Annotated in this window: 17 protein-coding genes; all 17 read left to right on the top strand. The window is 43.6% G+C overall.

Annotated elements, in window-relative coordinates:
- Positions 1–21: 21 nt before the first annotated feature.
- The 17 genes from H7F27_RS11930 to mutL all read left to right on the top strand — a co-directional run bounded on the left by H7F27_RS11930 (position 22) and on the right by mutL (position 19,796).
- Positions 22–279 carry a DUF3243 domain-containing protein gene (locus H7F27_RS11930; protein ID WP_024121451.1) on the top strand — a complete coding sequence of 86 codons (258 nt, stop codon included), beginning with the start codon at positions 22–24 and terminating at the stop codon, positions 277–279.
- A 129-nt stretch (positions 280–408) separates the two neighbouring features.
- Entirely contained in the window at positions 409–1,200 is a 792-nt protein-coding gene (locus tag H7F27_RS11925) for a DUF3388 domain-containing protein (RefSeq protein WP_024121452.1), read from the top strand.
- 66 nt (positions 1,201–1,266) lie between these two features.
- Entirely contained in the window at positions 1,267–2,133 is an 867-nt protein-coding gene (locus H7F27_RS11920; RefSeq protein WP_229043071.1) for a cell shape determination protein RodZ, read from the top strand.
- 49 nt (positions 2,134–2,182) lie between these two features.
- On the top strand, positions 2,183–2,764 hold the full coding sequence (gene pgsA, locus H7F27_RS11915; protein WP_024121454.1) for a CDP-diacylglycerol--glycerol-3-phosphate 3-phosphatidyltransferase: 582 nt from the start codon (positions 2,183–2,185) through the stop codon (positions 2,762–2,764).
- Between the two features lie 18 nt (positions 2,765–2,782).
- Positions 2,783–4,033 (top strand): competence/damage-inducible protein A, encoded by a 1,251-nt coding sequence (locus tag H7F27_RS11910; RefSeq protein ID WP_185847962.1) that lies wholly within the window; start codon positions 2,783–2,785, stop codon positions 4,031–4,033.
- A gap of 172 nt (positions 4,034–4,205) precedes the next feature.
- A complete protein-coding gene (gene recA / locus H7F27_RS11905) occupies positions 4,206–5,252 on the top strand; it encodes a recombinase RecA (RefSeq protein WP_010334307.1) in 1,047 nt (348 codons plus the stop codon).
- Between the two features lie 173 nt (positions 5,253–5,425).
- Entirely contained in the window at positions 5,426–6,604 is a 1,179-nt protein-coding gene (locus H7F27_RS11900; protein WP_127695202.1) for a serine hydrolase domain-containing protein, read from the top strand.
- A gap of 283 nt (positions 6,605–6,887) precedes the next feature.
- Entirely contained in the window at positions 6,888–8,450 is a 1,563-nt protein-coding gene (gene rny / locus H7F27_RS11895; protein ID WP_010334309.1) for a ribonuclease Y, read from the top strand.
- Positions 8,451–8,511: 61 nt separating this feature from the next.
- Complete coding sequence (gene ymdB, locus H7F27_RS11890) at positions 8,512–9,306, top strand: 2',3'-cyclic-nucleotide 2'-phosphodiesterase (protein WP_003245138.1); 795 nt, start codon at positions 8,512–8,514, stop codon at positions 9,304–9,306.
- Positions 9,307–9,505: 199 nt separating this feature from the next.
- On the top strand, positions 9,506–9,766 hold the full coding sequence (gene spoVS, locus H7F27_RS11885) for a stage V sporulation protein SpoVS (RefSeq protein WP_003154135.1): 261 nt from the start codon (positions 9,506–9,508) through the stop codon (positions 9,764–9,766).
- A 261-nt stretch (positions 9,767–10,027) separates the two neighbouring features.
- The gene (gene tdh, locus H7F27_RS11880; protein WP_024121457.1) at positions 10,028–11,071 is read left to right on the top strand and encodes an L-threonine 3-dehydrogenase; all 1,044 of its coding nucleotides are present in this window, start codon (positions 10,028–10,030) and stop codon (positions 11,069–11,071) included.
- A 13-nt stretch (positions 11,072–11,084) separates the two neighbouring features.
- Positions 11,085–12,263 carry a glycine C-acetyltransferase gene (locus H7F27_RS11875; RefSeq protein ID WP_024121458.1) on the top strand — a complete coding sequence of 393 codons (1,179 nt, stop codon included), beginning with the start codon at positions 11,085–11,087 and terminating at the stop codon, positions 12,261–12,263.
- Between the two features lie 143 nt (positions 12,264–12,406).
- Positions 12,407–13,936 (top strand): tRNA (N6-isopentenyl adenosine(37)-C2)-methylthiotransferase MiaB, encoded by a 1,530-nt coding sequence (gene miaB / locus H7F27_RS11870; RefSeq protein ID WP_024121459.1) that lies wholly within the window; start codon positions 12,407–12,409, stop codon positions 13,934–13,936.
- Position 13,937: 1 nt separating this feature from the next.
- Entirely contained in the window at positions 13,938–14,369 is a 432-nt protein-coding gene (locus H7F27_RS11865) for a regulatory iron-sulfur-containing complex subunit RicA (protein ID WP_024121460.1), read from the top strand.
- A 253-nt stretch (positions 14,370–14,622) separates the two neighbouring features.
- Complete coding sequence (gene cotE / locus H7F27_RS11860) at positions 14,623–15,168, top strand: outer spore coat protein CotE (RefSeq protein WP_024121461.1); 546 nt, start codon at positions 14,623–14,625, stop codon at positions 15,166–15,168.
- 131 nt (positions 15,169–15,299) lie between these two features.
- On the top strand, positions 15,300–17,897 hold the full coding sequence (gene mutS, locus H7F27_RS11855) for a DNA mismatch repair protein MutS (RefSeq protein WP_024121462.1): 2,598 nt from the start codon (positions 15,300–15,302) through the stop codon (positions 17,895–17,897).
- A 15-nt stretch (positions 17,898–17,912) separates the two neighbouring features.
- The gene (gene mutL, locus H7F27_RS11850) at positions 17,913–19,796 is read left to right on the top strand and encodes a DNA mismatch repair endonuclease MutL (protein ID WP_185847961.1); all 1,884 of its coding nucleotides are present in this window, start codon (positions 17,913–17,915) and stop codon (positions 19,794–19,796) included.
- The last annotated feature ends 11 nt before the right edge of the window (positions 19,797–19,807 follow it).

The raw sequence follows: 19,807 nt of genomic DNA, 5'->3' as shown, positions 1-19,807 counted from the left end.
CATGAAATGGAGGAAACTCACATGTCAGTATTAGAAAACTGGGATAACTGGAAGAATTTCCTTGGTGATCGTTTAAACTATGCGCAAGAAAAAGGCATGAGTCAGGACACCATCACTGACCTTGCTACAGAAATCGGCGGTTACCTGGCTAATGAAGTGGATTCTAAGAACGAGCAGGAAAAAGTGCTGGCAGATCTTTGGAGCGTAGCATCTAAAGAAGAACAGCACGCCATTGCCAATATGATGGTTAAGCTTGTTGAAAATAACAGCACTCATTAAGAAGAGAGGAGATTCTTCCTCTCTTTTTTATGTTTTCCCCATCACAGCAACATTCTTCTTTCTAATTAGAGAAAAATGCTTTATGATAAAGGAAGGTAAAATTTTGCCACAATGAAGGGGGTATATCATTTGGCAAAGCTCGAATGGTATTTTGAATATGAAATTCAAGTGAACCGCCCCGGACTGCTCGGGGATATTTCATCTCTTCTCGGGATGCTTTCTATTAACATCGTAACGATAAACGGCGTCGATCTTTCCAGAAGGGGAATGCTGCTCAGGTGCCGCCATATAGATCAAATTAAGCGATTAGAATCAATCTTAAAAACGATGGAAACAATTAAAGTAACGAAGCTGAGAGAACCAAGGCTTCGCGACCGTCTCGCTGTGCGTCACGGCCGGTACATCCAGAGGGATGCCGATGATAAGAAAACATTTCGCTTTGAACGGGACGAGCTGGGCTTATTAGTCGATTTTATGGCCGAACTGTTCAAAAAAGAAGGCCATAAATTAATCGGGATCCGGGGAATGCCGCGCGTCGGGAAAACGGAGTCAATCGTAGCTTCCAGCGTATGCGCCAGCAAAAGGTGGCTGTTTGTGTCATCTACCTTGCTGAAACAGACAATCAGAAGCCAACTGATTGCCGATGAATACAGCACTGAAAATGTCTTTATCATTGACGGAATTGTATCGACAAGAAGAGGATCAGAACGCCATCTGCAGCTGGTGAGGGAAATCATGAGGCTGCCTGCTACAAAAGTGGTGGAGCATCCGGACATATTCGTTCAAAATACAGAGTATACACTAGATGACTTTGATTATATTATTGAACTGAGAAATGATCCTGATGAGGTTATTACATATGAACATGCTGAAGAACCCCAAATGTTTGATCAATCCGGGTTTTCAAGCTTTGATTTTTAAAATTGGAAGGTGTTTGTTGTGACTGAACTAGGAATCCGGCTGAAAGAAGCCAGAGAGGAAAAAGCAATGTCATTGGATGATCTCCAAGCGGCAACTAAGATTCAAAAAAGGTATTTAACCGCCTTGGAGGAAGGAAATTATGACATTATTCCGGGTAAGTTTTATGTCCGGGCTTTCATCAAGCAATATGCGGAAGCCGTCGGGCTTGATGCTGACCAATTGTTTGAGGAGCATAAAAAAGATATCCCGAATACGTATCATGACGATGTGTCTGAAAAAATCTCCGGCATGAATCTCCAGAAGGAAATGCCAAAGCCTGCTTCTAAGGCGCTGGAATTGCTGCCTACAATACTTGTGATTCTCGGCGTGATTGTCGTGATCGCCATTGTTTACGCTATAATTCAGTTTGCGAATCATAAAAACGATGATAATAGCAATGCGGCATCAGAAAAATCAATCGCGAAAAGTGAAAGCAAGTATGAGATCCCTAAAGATTCAACGCTGAAAGAGAATCAAACCAACAGCTCTGAAAAAGAGACAGACACGAAAAAAGAAACGAAAGACAAAGAAGATAAAAAAGAAGACAGTGACAGTGACAAACTAGAGGTGAAAGCAACTGGCACTGAAGGATCTGTAACAACTTATGAAGTGTCCGGCGCTGATAAAATCGAGCTTGAGCTGAAGGCTTCAGACAGCTCTTGGATTCGAGTGCGCGATGAAAACAGCAGCTCTCTTAAAGAGGGTACACTGAAAAAAGACGAAACATATAAAAAAGACATAACTGATCAGAAACAAGTTGAAATCCGTACAGGATATGCACCTAACCTGAAAATAAAAATCAACGGTGAGGTTCTTTCATATAAACTTGATCCTAAAGAAGTGATGGCACAAACAATAAAGATTGTAAATAAAAAGGAAGAAAAGTCATCTTAATCACCAGATGACTTTTCTTCACGTCCGAGTATGAAACTGGAGGGGCTTTATGTTTAACTTACCGAATAAAATCACACTAGCAAGAATTGCATTAATCCCAATCTTCATGATTATCATGCTGGCGCCGTTTGACTGGGGCAGGCTCGAATTTGGAGACGAATCCATTCCGGTCACACACTTGGCGGGCGCTATCTTGTTTATTATTGCATCGACGACAGATTGGATAGATGGTTATTATGCCCGCAAACTGAACCTTGTTACAAACTTTGGGAAATTTCTCGATCCGCTTGCGGACAAACTTCTCGTATCGGCAGCGTTAATTATCCTTGTTCAATTTGATCTTGCTCCAGCTTGGATGGTCATTGTGATTATCAGCCGGGAGTTTGCCGTAACAGGTTTAAGGCTTGTATTAGCCGGAACGGGAGAAGTAGTCGCTGCGAATATGCTTGGTAAAATTAAAACCTGGGCACAAATCATTGCAGTATCTGCATTGCTTCTTCACAATCTTCCGTTTGAGCTTGTGTCATTTCCGTTCGCTGACCTGGCGTTATGGGTAGCCGTATTCTTTACCGTTGTATCAGGCTGGGACTATTTCGCTAAAAACTGGGAAGCGCTAAAAGCATCTAACTAAGAAAGAAGGACATACATGATGGAATTTCCAAAAAAAGCAGAGATTATTGCAGTCGGTTCAGAGCTCTTACTCGGTCAGATTGCTAATACAAATGCTCAATTTATCAGCAAACAGCTGGCAGAAATCGGAGTAAACGTATTTTACCATACAGCAGTCGGTGATAATCCGGAGCGGCTGAAGCAGGTCATCCGCATTGCTGAAGAGCGCTCTGATTTTATTATTTTTTCAGGAGGGCTCGGGCCGACAAAAGATGATTTAACAAAAGAAACAATAGCAAATGTGCTGGGACGTCCGCTCGTTTTAAATGATGAGGCGTTTCAATCCATTGAGGATTATTTCAAACGAACAAAACGCACGATGTCACCTAATAACCGAAAACAGGCGCTTGTCATCGAAGGATCTGACGTACTGGCGAATCACTTTGGAATGGCGCCGGGAATGCTTACAGAGCATGATTCGCGCTTTTATATGCTTCTTCCCGGGCCGCCAAGCGAATTGCGTCCGATGTTTGAAAATGAGGCAAAACCGCTTCTTCTTAAAAAGATGGGCTCCAATGAAAAAATTGTATCAACTGTTCTTCGCTTTTTCGGTATCGGCGAATCTCAGCTTGAAGCTGATTTAGAAGATATCATTGATGCACAGACGAACCCGACGATCGCTCCGTTGGCAGCGGACGGAGAGGTGACGCTTCGCTTGACAGCAAAACATGCCGATGAAAAAGAAACAGAGCGTTTGTTAAAAGAAACAGAAGCCGTTATTTTAGAACGTGTCGGTGAATTTTTCTATGGCTACGACGATACATCGCTTGTGAAAGAGCTATCTAAAGCATGCAAGGAAAAAGGCATCACGCTTTCTGCCGCAGAAAGCTTTACCGGCGGGCTGTTTTCCGAATGGCTGACAGACCTTAGCGGCGCTTCAGCATTGTTTTCCGGCGGCGTTGTTTGCTATTCAAACGAAGTGAAGCAAAATGTCATCGGCGTCAAAAAGGAAACATTGGACCGTTTCGGCGCAGTCAGCGAGGAATGCGCATCTGAGCTCGCAAAGGGTGTTCAGCAGCTCACTGGAAGCGATATTGGCATTAGCTTTACCGGTGTTGCCGGCCCTGATACTCAAGAAGGCCATGCACCTGGACATGTGTTTATCGGTATTTTTGCAAACGGAAAAGAAGAGGTTCACGAGTTTCACTTTGCAGGCTCCAGAACAGGAATCAGAAAACGTGCTGCTAAATATGGCTGCCATTTAATTTTAAAACTGTTAGAGCAAAAATAATGTTTTCAGCACACTATCCTCCTCAAAAAACATGATTTCTCTGACTCATTATGATATTTTGGTAGAAATCAGGCCAAGAAAAAATCCGAATATGCGTTCGCTTTTTTCTTGGCAAATCCCTTCAAACAGGGTATAGTATATGTAGTGGTAACATAAAGGAGGAAAAAATAGAATGAGTGATCGTCAGGCAGCCTTAGATATGGCTCTTAAACAAATAGAAAAGCAGTTCGGCAAAGGTTCCATTATGAAACTGGGAGAAAAGACAGATACAAGAATTTCTACTGTTCCAAGCGGCTCCCTCGCTCTTGATACGGCATTGGGAATAGGCGGGTATCCCCGCGGACGGATTATTGAAGTATACGGTCCTGAAAGCTCAGGTAAAACAACTGTGGCGCTTCATGCAATTGCTGAGGTTCAGCAGCAGGGAGGACAAGCTGCGTTTATCGATGCGGAGCACGCGCTAGACCCGGTATACGCACAAAAACTCGGTGTCAATATCGAAGAGCTTTTACTGTCTCAGCCTGACACAGGCGAGCAGGCGCTTGAAATTGCAGAAGCGTTGGTTCGAAGCGGTGCAGTTGACATCGTTGTTGTCGACTCTGTAGCGGCGCTCGTTCCGAAAGCGGAAATTGAAGGCGACATGGGAGATTCACATGTCGGTTTGCAGGCACGTTTAATGTCTCAAGCGCTTCGTAAGCTTTCAGGGGCTATCAACAAATCGAAAACTATTGCGATTTTCATTAACCAAATTCGTGAAAAAGTCGGCGTTATGTTCGGAAACCCGGAAACGACTCCCGGCGGTCGTGCGCTGAAATTCTACTCTTCCGTTCGTCTTGAAGTACGCCGTGCTGAACAGCTGAAACAAGGCAACGACGTTATGGGGAATAAAACGAGAATTAAAGTCGTGAAAAACAAGGTGGCTCCTCCGTTCCGTACAGCTGAGGTTGATATTATGTATGGAGAAGGTATCTCAAAAGAAGGCGAAATCATTGATCTCGGAACTGAACTTGATATCGTGCAAAAAAGCGGTTCATGGTACTCTTATGAAGAAGAGCGTCTTGGCCAAGGCCGTGAAAATGCCAAACAATTCTTAAAAGAAAATAAAGATATCATGCTGATGATTCAGGAGCAAATTCGTGAACATTACGGCTTAGATAATAACGGAGTAGTACAGCAACAGGCGGAAGAGACACAGGAAGAACTTGAATTTGAAGAATAAAAATAAAATGAATTTGAAATGATAAAAAAGGCAGAGTGAAAACTCTGCCTTTTTTTCTTTTATATTTTCTGCAAAATAAAGATAAATAAATTGGTTTTTTTGACAACTTTTATAGTACTTCATACGTCTAACAAAACGTGTGTATTTGAAATTAGATTGGGAGGATAAAATGAATGACAAGCCCCACTCGCAGAAGAACTGCGACGCGCAGACGGAGAAAACTAAATAAAAGAGGCAAACTTTTGTTTGGTATGTTGGCCGCAATCATTTGTTTCACGATTTGGAATGCCATTCATCGAGAGGATGAAGAAGCCGAACCATCTCAAGAAGCTGCGGCGGTTTCTGATACCGGTCAGAAGCAAGCTGATCAGAAGAAAAACAAAGCCAAAAAAACAGAGGAACAAATCAAAGCAGTGGACCGCAATCAAAAAATCAGCAGTTATTTAAAAGAGATCGGCTTCAGCGGGACAGCCATGATCGTCAGAAATGGAGAAGTAGTAATCAATAAAGGTTTTGGTTACGCGGACCGCGAGCATCATATAAAAAACAATCCTGCGACATCCTTTTATGTCGGATCGTCACAAAAAGCGCTGATAGCAACCGCTATTTTACAGCTTGAGGAAAAGGGAAAGCTCCAGACAAGTGATCCGGTCAGCACGTATTTATCCCATTTTCCCAACGGAAAGAATATTACATTAAAGAATCTGCTTACTCATACATCGGGGATAAACGGACATGTTGAAGGGAATGGCGAGATCACTCCGGATGACTTAATAAAAGACATAGAGCAGCAAGGAATCAAACGCCAGCCTGGAATATGGGACTATCAGGATTCTAACTATACAGTTCTCGCTTATATTGTTGCTGAAGTGAGCGGTGAGTCTTATGAACAATACATAACCAATCATATCTTTAAGCCTGCAGGGATGACGCATTCGGGTTTTTACAAGACATACGATAAGCAGCCTTATCCAGCTGTCGGCTACAAGCTGAAAGGCAGCAGGGCCGTCACACCGTATATGCCTGATTTATCTCAGCTTTATGGAGCAGGCGATATATATATGAGTGCTGCCGATATGTACAAATTTGACAAAGCACTGATAGACGGCAAGCTCTATTCGCAAGAAAGCTATGAAAAAATGTTCACGCCAGGGAGCAGTTCCACATACGGGATGGGATTTTATGTTGCTCCCGGAAGCTATTCAAACCACGGAGTCATGCCGGGCTTCAACGTATTGAACAGCTTCAGCAAATCCGGACAAACCGTTGTTGTTTTGTTGTCAAACATTCAAAATAACGCTAAACTTGGACAAGTGAACAATAAAATATACCAGCTTCTAAATCAGGAGTAATTTACGATCTGTTTTTTCAAAAGATTGGCGGATTCACGTTCGGCACGATAAATAGGGGCTCGGCAAACGTTAAGCTGGCAAGCTTGACAAGTATTTCCGACACAATTACAATGAAGTTGTAACATTTGTTTTTTTAACATGATTGTTAAACCATTTAAACTTGACAAGGGCGATGAAACTTTCATTCCCTGTGAAGGTTCTGTATGTTGAGAAAACTAGACAATGTACATGCCGACACTTATTTTGAGCAACAACCAAGTTCATAGCAAGAGGAGGTGAAAGTATGACCCCAATTATGATGGTTCTCATCTCCATTTTGCTGATTCTACTCGGTTTAGTTGTTGGCTACTATGTTCGTAAAACCATTGCCGAAGCGAAAATTGCAGGCGCACGCGGTGCAGCCGAGCAAATTCTTGAAGATGCAAAGCGTGATGCTGAAGCACTGAAAAAAGAAGCTCTGCTTGAAGCAAAGGATGAAATCCACAAACTTCGAATAGATGCTGAACAAGAAGTTCGTGAAAGACGAAATGAGCTTCAAAAACAAGAAAACCGTTTACTCCAAAAGGAGGAAAACCTTGATCGCAAACATGAGGGAATTGATAAACGGGAAGCGATGTTGGAGAAGAAAGATCATTCTCTGAATGAACGACAACAACATATTGAAGAGATGGAAAGCAAAGTGGATGAGATGATTCGTATGCAGCAGTCTGAGTTGGAACGAATTTCGAGTCTGACTCGTGACGAAGCGAAACAAATCATTCTTGACCGGGTTGAAAACGAGCTTTCACATGACATCGCCATCATGACAAAAGAAACTGAGAACCGTGCGAAAGAAGAGGCGGATAAAAAAGCGAAAAACATTCTTTCACTCGCCTTACAGCGCTGCGCAGCGGATCACGTTGCCGAAACAACGGTATCAGTTGTCAATCTTCCAAATGATGAGATGAAAGGACGTATCATCGGCCGGGAAGGGCGTAACATTCGTACGCTTGAAACGCTGACAGGTATTGACCTGATTATCGATGATACCCCTGAAGCTGTCATTCTGTCCGGATTTGATCCGATCAGACGTGAGACAGCAAGGATTGCTCTTGATAAACTCGTTCAGGATGGCCGTATTCATCCGGCACGGATTGAAGAAATGGTTGAAAAATCTCGCCGCGAGGTCGATGACTACATTCGTGAGATGGGTGAGCAAACGACATTTGAGGTTGGCGTTCACGGCCTCCACCCAGATCTGATCAAGATTCTCGGCCGCTTAAAGTTCCGTACAAGCTACGGTCAAAATGTGCTTAAGCATTCCATGGAAGTCGCATTCTTGGCTGGGCTGATGGCATCGGAGCTTGGAGAAGATGCAAAGCTTGCTAAACGGGCGGGACTTCTTCATGACATCGGAAAAGCGATTGACCATGAAGTAGAAGGAAGCCACGTTGAAATCGGAGTCGAGCTTGCGACTAAATATAAAGAGCACCCAGTCGTAATTAACAGTATTGCATCACACCATGGGGACGAGGAGCCGACTTCCATTATCGCTGTGCTGGTAGCTGCAGCAGATGCGCTTTCCGCTGCAAGACCTGGCGCAAGAAGTGAGACGCTCGAGAACTACATTCGAAGACTTGAAAAGCTCGAAGAAATTTCTGAGTCCTACGAAGGTGTTGAAAAATCATTTGCGATTCAGGCTGGACGTGAAGTGCGTATTATGGTGAAGCCGGATTCAATAAATGATCTTGAAGCTCATCGCCTGGCGCGAGATATCCGAAAACGAATTGAGGACGAGCTCGATTATCCAGGTCATATTAAAGTGACAGTCATTAGAGAAACTCGAGCCGTAGAGTATGCAAAATAAAGTGATGCGCTAAGCATCACTTTATTTTTTTGACGGCTGAGGAATAGAAAGGATTTACAAAATGAGAATTTTATTTATCGGAGATGTTGTCGGGTCACCGGGCCGCGACATGGTAAAAGAGTATGTGCCAAAGCTGAAAACAAAATACAAGCCGCATTTTACCATTATAAATGGCGAAAATGCCGCACATGGAAAAGGCTTAACAGAAAAAATCTATCACAGTTTAATACAGTCTGGCGCAGATGCGATCACGATGGGAAACCATACCTGGGACAAAAAAGAAATTTTCGATTTTATCGACGATGTCCCGAACTTAGTCCGTCCCGCAAACTTTCCGGAAGGAACACCGGGAAAAGGGATCACATATGTGAAAGCAAACGGTAAAGAACTAGCTGTTATCAACTTACAAGGCCGTACGTTTTTACCGCCGCTCGATGATCCGTTTTTAAAAGCGGATGAATTAATTGCCGAAGCTGCTAAAAGAACACCGTACATTTTTATCGACTTCCATGCGGAAGCGACAAGTGAAAAGCTTGCACTCGGCTGGTACACGGATGGACGGGCATCTGCTGTAGTAGGAACTCACACTCACGTGCAAACAGCGGATAACCGCATTTTGCCGAAGGGCACGGCATATATTACTGATGTAGGAATGACCGGCCCATATGACGGTATACTGGGGATGGACAGAGAAACGATTATCAAACGTTTCAAAACAAACCTTCCTGTGCGCTTTACTGTCGCTGAAGGAAAAACAACCCTGAGCGGAGTCGTCATCGATATAGACGATCAAACGAAAAAAGCCGTTAAAATCGAACGTATTTTAATCAATGATGATCACATGTTCTTTGAATAATTGATCACATGGTTATTTTATAAAAATATTAAAAAGAAAAGCAGGAATATAGCAACTCCTTAGTGAATATAGTAAAAATGGAAGGTAGCCCGCTATTTTTGAAAAGCATTGTGGGGATGGCTTTTTGGATAGCAACATCTAATAATGATTGTTCTAATGAACACTCACTTATCCATTGTAAAACTAAGGGGGAGCAGAAATGGAAATCTTAAAAGTTTCAGCAAAATCGAGTCCAAATTCAGTGGCAGGTGCGCTTGCAGGTGTGTTAAGAGAGCGCGGAGCCGCCGAGATTCAAGCAATTGGAGCGGGTGCTTTGAACCAAGCTGTAAAAGCTGTGGCAATCGCCAGAGGATTTGTGGCGCCAAGCGGGGTTGATTTGATTTGTATTCCGGCTTTTACTGATATTCAGATCGATGGTGAAGAAAGAACAGCGATTAAATTAATCGTGGAGCCTCGCTAAGAAAATTAAAGTATTCACAACCTGTTTGCATATGCAAGCAGGTTGTTTTTCATTTATTGTGATATTTTCTCTCAATAGTATTTTTATAATATAAATGAACCATATGTCATGTGTAAAAACGATTCCGGCTTTTTATAAAAAAATTTAGCCCATTTTTCAAGACGGATACTTTTGTCTTTCCTAGGAGGACACAGCTGTTTACGGTGATTCCAGATCATGGTACAATCCGGTTATAACAAGACTTTTAAAGGAGGATTGTACATGCAGAGTGGAAAGATGAAAGCTGTAATGAAAAAACACGGTGCTTTCGGCGCTGTGCTGGCTGAAGTTCCCATTCCTGAAATCGATAAGCATGAAGTTCTTATAAAAATTAAGGCAGCTTCCATTTGCGGCACGGATGTGCATATTTATAATTGGGACCAATGGGCACGGCAGAGAATAAAAACTCCTTGTGTCTTCGGCCATGAGTTCAGTGGTATTGTCGAGGCTGTAGGCGAGAATGTCAGCAGTGTAAAAATTGGGGAGTATGTTTCTGCGGAAACACACATTGTATGCGGCACATGCGTCCCTTGTTTAACAGGAAAGCCTCATGTATGTAAAAATACGGCCATTATCGGAGTGGACACGGCAGGCTGTTTTGCGGAGTATGTCAAAGTGCCGGCCGAAAACGTTTGGAAGAATCCCGCGAATATGGACCCGGCGATTGCTTCCATTCAAGAGCCTTTAGGAAATGCCGTTCATACAGTTCTTGAGAGTCAGAACGCCGGAGGAACGACTGCTATTATTGGATGCGGGCCGATCGGACTTATGGCGGTAGCGGTCGCAAAAGCAGCAGGCGCAGCGCAGGTGGTCGCCATTGACAAAAATGAGTACAGATTAGCTCTCGCCAAACAAATGGGAGCCACAAGCACGGTCTCCGTCGAAAAAGAAGATCCGCTCAAAATTGTAAGCGCTTTAACGGGTGGGGAAGGAGCTGATCTCGTTTGTGAGATGTCGGGTCACCCTTCAGCTATCGCGCAAGGCCTAGCAATAGCTGCAAATGGCGGGAGATTTCATATTCTCAGCCTGCCGGAACATCCGGTTACCATCGACTTGACGAATAAAGTCGTGTTTAAAGGCCTTACCATCCAAGGGATCACAGGGAGAAAGATGTTTACGACATGGCGGCAGGTTTCACAATTGCTTAGAACAAACACACTGGATCTTTCACCTATTGTTACCCATCAGTTTCCATTAGAAGAGTTTGAGAAAGGGTTTGAACTGATGAGAAGCGGACAGTGCGGAAAGGTTATTTTAATTCCATAAAAGGGGGATCAACATGACAAAAGAATTTGAGTTTCTAAAAGCAGAGCTTGAAAGAATGAAAGAAAACCACACATGGCAAGACGTTAAACAGGTAGAATCAATGCAGGGCCCTTCTGTTACAGTGAATCATAAAAAAGTTATTCAGCTTTCTTCTAATAATTACCTCGGATTTACTTCACATCCAAGACTCATCAAAGCTGCACAGGAAGCTGCTCAGCAATTTGGAGCCGGAACCGGTTCAGTCCGGACAATCGCCGGAACGTTTACAATGCACCAAGAATTGGAGAAAAAACTGGCAGCCTTTAAAAAAACAGAGGCGGCACTAGTCTTCCAATCAGGCTTTACAACAAACCAAGGTGTACTTTCCAGCATTCTTTCAAAAGACGATATTGTCATTTCTGATGAATTGAACCATGCCTCTATCATTGATGGAATCAGATTGACTAAGGCGGATAAAAAGGTTTATCAGCATGTAGATATGAGTGATTTAGAGAAGGTGCTGAGAAAATCAATGAATTACCGCATGCGCTTGATTGTCACTGACGGCGTATTTTCAATGGATGGAAATATTGCTCCTCTGCCTGACATTGTGGAGCTCGCTGAGAAATATGACGCTTTTGTGATGGTTGATGACGCCCACGCATCCGGAGTGCTTGGCGAAGACGGCAGAGGGACGGTAAATCATTTCGGTCTTGACGGAAGGGTTCATATTCAAGTCGGAACGTTAAGCAAGGCAATCGGAGTTTTAGGGGGATACGCTGCCGGTTCAAAGGTGTTAATCGACTATTTGCGTCATAAAGGCCGTCCGTTTTTATTTAGCACGTCACATCCTCCGGCTGTAACTGCAGCTTGTATGGAAGCAATTGATGTCTTGCTGGAAGAGCCGGAGCATATGGAGCGTCTGTGGGAGAATACACATTATTTTAAATCAATGCTTGTCCAAATGGGTTTTACTCTCACACAGAGCGAGACGCCGATTTTGCCTATTTTAATAGGTGATGAAGGGGCAGCGAAGCAATTTTCTGATCAGCTTCTGTCACAAGGTGTTTTTGCCCAAAGCATCGTTTTCCCGACTGTTGCAAAAGGAAAAGCCAGAATACGCACAATTATTACAGCCGAGCACACCAAAGAAGAACTGGATCAGGCGCTTGATGCCATTGAAAAAACAGCAAAGGAGCTTCAGCTATTGTAAGGAGAAGGGAACACTCTTCTCCCTTTCATTCCTTATTGATTATTATTCTCAATGAGTGTACAATGATAGGTTGCCAGTTGTGCAGAGCTTCAATAACCTTTATACTGGAGGGTGGAAGTTTGGTTTGAAAGGAGAAATATCATATGAATGAAAAGCAAAAATTAGAGAGCGGACAAGTTAATCCATCGGACAAAAAATCCGAGAAGGATTACAGCAAGTACTTTGAAGCTGTCTACATTCCGCCTTCTTTAAAAGATGCGAAAAAACGCGGCAAAGAAGCCGTTACTTATCATAATGACTTTAAAATTTCTGAAGAATTCAAAGGCATGGGTGAAGGAAGAAAATTCTATATCCGGACGTACGGCTGCCAAATGAACGAACATGATACAGAAGTAATGGCAGGGATCTTTATGGCTCTTGGCTATGAAGCGACAAACTCTGTTGACGATGCCAATGTCATTCTGTTAAATACATGTGCAATCCGTGAGAATGCGGAAAACAAGGTGTTCGGTGAGCTTGGACACTTAAAAGCACTCAAAAAAAATAACCCGGATCTTATCTTAGGCGTTTGCGGCTGTATGTCACAAGAGGAATCAGTCGTTAACAGGATTTTGAAAAAACATCCGTTTGTCGATATGATTTTCGGGACGCATAATATCCATCGTCTGCCGGAGCTTTTGTCTGAAGCATACCTTTCAAAAGAAATGGTCATAGAAGTTTGGTCCAAGGAAGGCGACGTCATAGAAAACCTTCCGAAAGTCCGCAACGGAAAAATTAAGGGCTGGGTCAACATTATGTACGGCTGTGACAAGTTCTGTACGTATTGCATCGTACCGTATACACGCGGAAAAGAAAGAAGCCGCCGTCCGGAAGAGATCATTCAGGAAGTAAGAAGACTTGCAAGCGAAGGTTATAAGGAAATTACACTTTTAGGCCAAAACGTAAACGCGTACGGAAAAGACTTTGAAGATATGAACTACGGCCTTGGTGATTTGATGGATGAGCTGCGCAAAATCGATATCCCGAGAATTCGTTTCACAACGAGTCATCCGCGTGACTTTGATGATCATCTCATTGAAGTGCTTGCAAAAGGCGGCAATCTGCTCGATCATATTCATCTGCCGGTCCAATCAGGAAGCTCAGAGGTCTTGAAACTGATGGCACGCAAATATGACAGAGAGCGTTACATGGAGCTCGTCAGAAAAATCAAAGCGGCTATGCCAAACGCTTCTTTAACAACTGACATTATCGTCGGCTTCCCTAACGAAACGGACGAACAGTTTGAAGAAACGCTGTCATTATACCGTGAAGTGGAGTTTGACAGCGCCTATACGTTCATTTACTCTCCGCGTGAAGGCACACCTGCAGCAAAAATGAAAGATAACGTTCCGATGAGAGTGAAAAAAGAACGCCTGCAGCGTCTGAACGCATTGGTTAATGAAATTTCTGCTAAAAAAATGAAGGAATATGAAGGCAAGGTTGTCGAAGTATTAGTTGAGGGCGAAAGCAAAAACAACCCTGAGGTTCTTGCCGGCTACACTGAAAAAAGCAAGCTTGTGAATTTCAAAGGACCAAAGGAAGCGATCGGCAAAATCGTTCGCGTGAAAATCCAGCAAGCGAAAACGTGGTCGCTTGACGGAGAAATGGCAGGAGAAGCAATCGAGGTGAAATAAGATGACGCTCTACTCTAAAAAAGACATTGTGCAGCAAGCACGAAACCTTGCAAAAATGATCTCTGAAACAGAAGAGGTTGATTTCTTCAAACGGGCTGAAGCGCAAATTAATGAGAACGCAAAAGTGTCTGTAATCATTAATCAGATTAAAGCCCTGCAAAAACAAGCTGTTAATCTGAAGCATTACCAAAAACTCGAAGCGCTCAAACAAGTAGAAGAAAAAATTGATGCGCTGCAAGAGGAGCTTGAAGACATTCCTGTCATCCAGGAATTCAGAGATTCTCAGGTTGAGGTGAATGACCTTCTGCAGCTCGTGGCGACCACCATTTCCAACCAGGTCACAAATGAAATCATTACATCAACCGGAGGCGACCTTCTAAAAGGAGAAACCGGTTCGAAGATGAAACATTCAAATAACAGCTGTTCTCTTTAAACGCGGTGCCTTTTCAGGCCCGTGTTTTTTTATGTTAAACTATCAACAGAACTAAATGAACTATGTACTAAATATTCAATGTTTGGCCGCCTTTAGCCAAATAAACTTTATCGCACTTATGAGTAAAGTTTCTAGGCACCCCTGCATACAATGGAACAGAAACTTTGTATTTTTATATTTTATTTATAAAAATGCACACTAGACAAATGCCCAGCATAAGATAACACGAAGAAGAACAAGGAGGCATGCCGGAATGTCTGAATACAGGGAAATTATCACGAAGGCGGTAGTAGCGAAAGGCAGAAAATTTACACAGTGCACCAATACCATCTCCCCTGAGAAAAAACCGAGCAGCATTTTGGGCGGTTGGATTATCAATCACAAGTATGACGCAGAAAAAATCGGAAAAACCGTAGAAATTGAAGGGTATTATGATATAAACGTATGGTACTCTTACGCAGACAATACAAAAACAGAGGTTGTCACAGAACGAGTGAAGTACGTCGATGTGATTAAACTCCGATACAGAGATAACAATTACTTAGACGATGAGCATGAAGTGATTGCAAAAGTGCTTCAGCAGCCAAACTGCCTTGAAGTCACCATATCTCCAAATGGCAATAAAATTGTTGTGCAAGCGGAGAGGGAATTTTTGGCGGAAGTGGTAGGGGAAACAAAGGTTGTTGTAGAAGTGAATTCTGATTGGGAAGAGGATGACGAAGAGGATTGGGAAGACGAACTTGATGAAGAGCTGGAGGACATCAATCCTGAATTTTTAGTTGGAGATCCTGAAGAATAAAAAAGAGACTAGGGGAGTTGGTACCCCAAGTCTCTTTTTTATATAGACATATCATTCTTTTAACACTTTCTGTTTATGTTATAATGAAGGCTGGCAAATAGAAACGTTGATACATAGTGAGGGATTAAACAATGGCTACTTATACGCCTATGATACAGCAATATTTAAAAATAAAGGCAGAGCATCAGGATGCCTTTTTATTTTTTCGTCTCGGTGATTTTTACGAAATGTTTTTTGAGGACGCTAAAAAAGCGTCACAAGAGCTGGAAATTACGTTAACAAGCAGAGACGGAGGCGCCGCTGAAAAAATACCGATGTGCGGTGTTCCGTATCATTCTGCTTCGGCTTATATCGAGCAGCTTATTAAAAAAGGATACAAGGTGGCCATATGCGAACAAACGGAGGATCCAAAGGCTGCAAAGGGCGTCGTCAAACGTGAAGTCGTTCAGCTGATTACCCCTGGAACTGTAATGGACGGAAAAGGCATCCATGAATCAGAAAACAACTTTATTGCATCAGTTTCGGCCTGCTCAAACGGATACGGGCTGGCGCTGTCCGATTTAACAACGGGTGAAAATTTGGCTGTTTTAATTGAACGGCTGGAAGACGTCATATCAGAAATTTATTCAGTCGGCGCGCGGGAAATTGTCGTAGCGGGAAACCTTGATGAAAAGACGGTTGCTCAGCTGAAGGAGCGGTGCGGCGCTACCATTTCGATTGAAGATGGGGAAACGGATGAGCACGTTCAGATTATTGAGCATTTGCAGAATCCGGACGTAACGAAAACATTTCTCCGTTTATATACGTATCTGAAAAGGACTCAGAAACGGAGCTTAGATCACCTTCAGCCTGTACAAGTGTATGAGCTTGAAGAAGCCATGAAAATCGACTTATACTCGAAGCGGAATTTGGAGCTGACTGAAACGATCCGTTCAAAAAATAAAAAAGGCTCCCTGTTATGGCTGCTTGATGAAACAAAAACTGCGATGGGAGGGCGGCTGCTGAAACAGTGGATTGACCGTCCGCTTATCAGAGTGAATCAAATTGAAGAGCGTCAAGAAATGGTGGAAACATTAATGTCCCATTTCTTTGAACGGGAAGATCTTCGTGAGCGTTTAAAGGAAGTCTATGATTTAGAACGCCTCGCAGGCCGTGTCGCATTCGGAAATGTCAATGCACGGGATCTCATTCAGCTGAAGGAATCATTAAAGCAAGTGCCCGGCATTAAACAGCTTGTTGCTTCACTGGCTCATAAGAAAGCGAAGGAACGGGCGGAGCGGATTGACCCGTGCGGTGATGTTCTAGAATTACTGGAAGGAGCCCTGTACGAAAACCCTCCGATATCAGTAAAAGAAGGAAACCTGATCAAAGACGGGTACAATCAAAAGCTCGATGAATACCGCGATGCTAGCAGAAACGGGAAAGACTGGATTGCCCGCCTTGAACAGCAGGAACGTGAATATACAGGCATTCGGTCATTAAAAGTCGGCTTCAATAAAGTATTTGGCTATTATATTGAAGTGACAAAGGCGAATTTGCACCTTCTTGAAGAAGGGCGCTATGAGCGGAAACAGACGCTAACGAATGCAGAACGCTACATTACACCTGAATTAAAAGAAAAAGAAGCGCTCATTTTGGAAGCGGAAAATAACATCTGTGAGCTGGAATACGAGCTCTTCACCGAGCTACGTGAGAAAGTGAAATTGTATATTCCGCGTTTGCAGCAGCTCGCCAAACAGATGAGTGAGCTCGATGCGCTGCAATGCTTTGCGACAATCAGTGAAAATCGTCATTACACGAAACCTGAGTTTTCTAAAGATGAAGTTGAGGTCATAGAGGGCAGACACCCGGTTGTTGAAAAAGTAATGGACAGCCAGGAATACGTGCCTAACAACTGTGTGATGGGCGATAACAGACAGATGCTGCTCATTACTGGTCCGAACATGTCGGGGAAAAGCACATACATGAGACAAATCGCGCTCATCTCCATTATGGCGCAAATTGGCTGCTTTGTGCCCGCGAAAAAAGCTATGCTTCCGATTTTTGATCAAATTTTCACCCGAATCGGCGCAGCGGATGATTTGATTTCCGGACAAAGTACTTTTATGGTGGAAATGCTTGAAGCCAAAAATGCGATTGTAAATGCAACCAAAAACAGCCTCATTTTGTTTGATGAAATCGGGCGGGGAACGTCCACATATGACGGCATGGCCCTTGCGCAAGCGATTATTGAATATGTTCATGACCATATTGGCGCCAAGACGCTGTTTAGTACGCACTATCATGAGCTGACGGTTCTTGAAGAAAAGCTTCCGCAGCTGAAAAATGTCCATGTTCGTGCTGAGGAATATAATGGGACGGTTGTCTTTCTTCATCAAATTAAAGAAGGGGCAGCTGACAAAAGCTACGGTATCCATGTCGCCCAGCTGGCTGAGTTGCCGGAAGATCTGATTTCGCGCGCTCAAGACATTCTAAAAGAACTTGAGCATTCAGGGAACAAACCGGAAGTGCCAGTGCAGAAACCTGAGGTACCAGTACAGAAACATGAGGTAAAAGAAGAGCTGGCACAGCTGTCCTTCTTTGACGAATCGGATAAACCGGCTGCATCACCAAAGCTTTCTAAAAAAGAAAAGCAAGTACTTGATGTCTTTAAATCTCTGAATATACTTGATATGACACCGCTGGAAGCGATGAATGAAATGTACAAGCTGCAAAAGAAATTACATTAAAACGGGGTGATGAATGTGGCAAAAGTCATCCAGCTGTCAGATGAACTTTCAAATAAAATTGCGGCGGGCGAGGTTGTGGAACGGCCCGCCTCAGTCGTGAAGGAATTGGTGGAAAATGCCATCGACGCTGACAGCACAGTCATTGAAATCGACATTGAGGAAGCGGGTCTTGCATCCATTCGTGTTCTGGATAATGGAGAAGGAATGGAAAATGAAGATTGCAAGCGTGCCTTCCGCCGCCACGCAACAAGTAAAATAAAAGATGAGAATGATTTATTCAGAGTGAGAACACTTGGCTTTAGGGGAGAGGCACTGCCGAGTATTGCGTCTGTCTCCCATCTGGAGATTACGACAAGCACGGGAGAAGGAGCGGGAACGAAGCTCATGCTTCAAGGCGGAAACATCATTTCTGAATCGCGTTCCTCAAGCAGGAAGGGAACCGAAATTGTCGTTTCCAATCTGTTTTTTAATACACCGGCCCGCTTGAAATATATGAAAACCGTTCATACAGAGCTTGGGAATATTACGGATGTGGTCAACCGGATTGCGCTGGCACATCCGGAGGTATCGATCCGCCTTCGCCATCATGGAAAAAATCTTCTCCAAACGAATGGAAATGGAGATGTGCGCCATGTCCTTGCCGCGATTTACGGTACGGCTGTCGCTAAAAAAATGCTGCCTCTTCATGTCAGCTCACTGGATTTTGAAGTGAAGGGATATATCGCTCTGCCAGAGATTACACGGGCATCGAGAAATTACATGTCGTCTGTCATCAATGGCCGTTATATTAAAAATTTCCCGCTCGTCAAGGCGGTGCACGAAGGATATCACACACTTTTGCCAATCGGACGCCATCCGATCACATTTATAGAAATCACCATGGACCCGATTTTAGTCGATGTCAACGTGCACCCTTCGAAGCTTGAGGTACGGCTCAGCAAGGAAACAGAGCTGCACGACTTAATTCGTGACGGCATAAAAGATGTATTTAAACAGCAGCAGCTGATACCGAGCGCACAGCTTCCGAAAAAGTCAGCACCTGTGATCAAAAATGAGCAGCAGTTCATGACCTTTGATGAAAAACCTGCTGAAAGAAAAGTGCCGGAAAAAGCGCCTATGCCTTCGTATTCACCAATGAAGCTCAGTTCAGTTGTCAAAGAACCAGTTGAGATAGAAGACGAATTGCCTTCAGAGCAGCTTGTAACTCATTCTGTGGCTGAAATAGAACAAGATATTGCGGAGCCTGCTGTTACAGAGGAATTGCCTGAAGCATTCGAACAGGAGCCCGCTCAGGAACTTCAGCAGACATCATCTGAACGTGTGCCGATCATGTACCCGATCGGCCAGATGCATGGGACCTATATATTGGCGCAAAACGAAAACGGCTTATATATTATCGACCAGCATGCCGCCCAAGAGCGTATTAAATACGAATATTTTCGTGAAAAGGTCGGGGAGGTTGAGCCTGAGGTGCAGGATATGATTGTGCCGCTCACGTTTCATTATTCCACGAACGAGGCACTCATTATCGAACAGCATCAACAAGAGCTCGAAAGCGTAGGTGTCTTTTTAGAGTCTTTCGGCTCGAACAGTTACATCGTCCGCTGCCACCCGGCTTGGTTTCCAAAAGGAGAAGAAGCCGAGCTGATAGAAGAAATCATTCAGCAGGTGCTCGATTCTAAAAACATTGATATCAAAAAACTGCGCGAAGAAGCGGCGATTATGATGAGCTGCAAAGGTTCAATCAAAGCAAACCGTCACCTCAGAAACGACGAGATCAAAGCGCTTCTGGACGATCTCCGAAGCACATCAGACCCATTTACATGCCCGCACGGCCGTCCGATTATGATTCATCATTCCACGTATGAGATGGAAAAGATGTTTAAACGTGTGATGTAGCGGGTTTCGGC

It is taken from the genome of Bacillus sp. PAMC26543, from assembly GCF_014250375.1.
In the GTDB taxonomy this organism is placed as follows: Bacteria; Bacillota; Bacilli; order Bacillales; family Bacillaceae; genus Bacillus; species Bacillus halotolerans.
Note: the sequence above shows the minus strand (reverse complement) of the source record. Positions and strands in the feature narration are given on the sequence as shown.

Excerpts from the sequence above, each read along its gene's own strand:
- H7F27_RS11930 (WP_024121451.1), top strand. The coding sequence starts at position 22 with ATGTCAGTATTAGAAAACTGGGATAACTGGAAGAATTTCCTTGGTGAT.
- H7F27_RS11920 (WP_229043071.1), top strand. The coding sequence starts at position 1,267 with ATGTCATTGGATGATCTCCAAGCGGCAACTAAGATTCAAAAAAGGTAT.
- pgsA (WP_024121454.1), top strand. The coding sequence starts at position 2,183 with ATGTTTAACTTACCGAATAAAATCACACTAGCAAGAATTGCATTAATC.
- H7F27_RS11910 (WP_185847962.1), top strand. The coding sequence starts at position 2,783 with ATGGAATTTCCAAAAAAAGCAGAGATTATTGCAGTCGGTTCAGAGCTC.
- recA (WP_010334307.1), top strand. The coding sequence starts at position 4,206 with ATGAGTGATCGTCAGGCAGCCTTAGATATGGCTCTTAAACAAATAGAA.
- H7F27_RS11900 (WP_127695202.1), top strand. The coding sequence starts at position 5,426 with ATGACAAGCCCCACTCGCAGAAGAACTGCGACGCGCAGACGGAGAAAA.
- rny (WP_010334309.1), top strand. The coding sequence starts at position 6,888 with ATGACCCCAATTATGATGGTTCTCATCTCCATTTTGCTGATTCTACTC.
- ymdB (WP_003245138.1), top strand. The coding sequence starts at position 8,512 with ATGAGAATTTTATTTATCGGAGATGTTGTCGGGTCACCGGGCCGCGAC.
- spoVS (WP_003154135.1), top strand. The coding sequence starts at position 9,506 with ATGGAAATCTTAAAAGTTTCAGCAAAATCGAGTCCAAATTCAGTGGCA.
- tdh (WP_024121457.1), top strand. The coding sequence starts at position 10,028 with ATGCAGAGTGGAAAGATGAAAGCTGTAATGAAAAAACACGGTGCTTTC.
- H7F27_RS11875 (WP_024121458.1), top strand. The coding sequence starts at position 11,085 with ATGACAAAAGAATTTGAGTTTCTAAAAGCAGAGCTTGAAAGAATGAAA.
- miaB (WP_024121459.1), top strand. The coding sequence starts at position 12,407 with ATGAATGAAAAGCAAAAATTAGAGAGCGGACAAGTTAATCCATCGGAC.
- H7F27_RS11865 (WP_024121460.1), top strand. The coding sequence starts at position 13,938 with ATGACGCTCTACTCTAAAAAAGACATTGTGCAGCAAGCACGAAACCTT.
- cotE (WP_024121461.1), top strand. The coding sequence starts at position 14,623 with ATGTCTGAATACAGGGAAATTATCACGAAGGCGGTAGTAGCGAAAGGC.
- mutS (WP_024121462.1), top strand. The coding sequence starts at position 15,300 with ATGGCTACTTATACGCCTATGATACAGCAATATTTAAAAATAAAGGCA.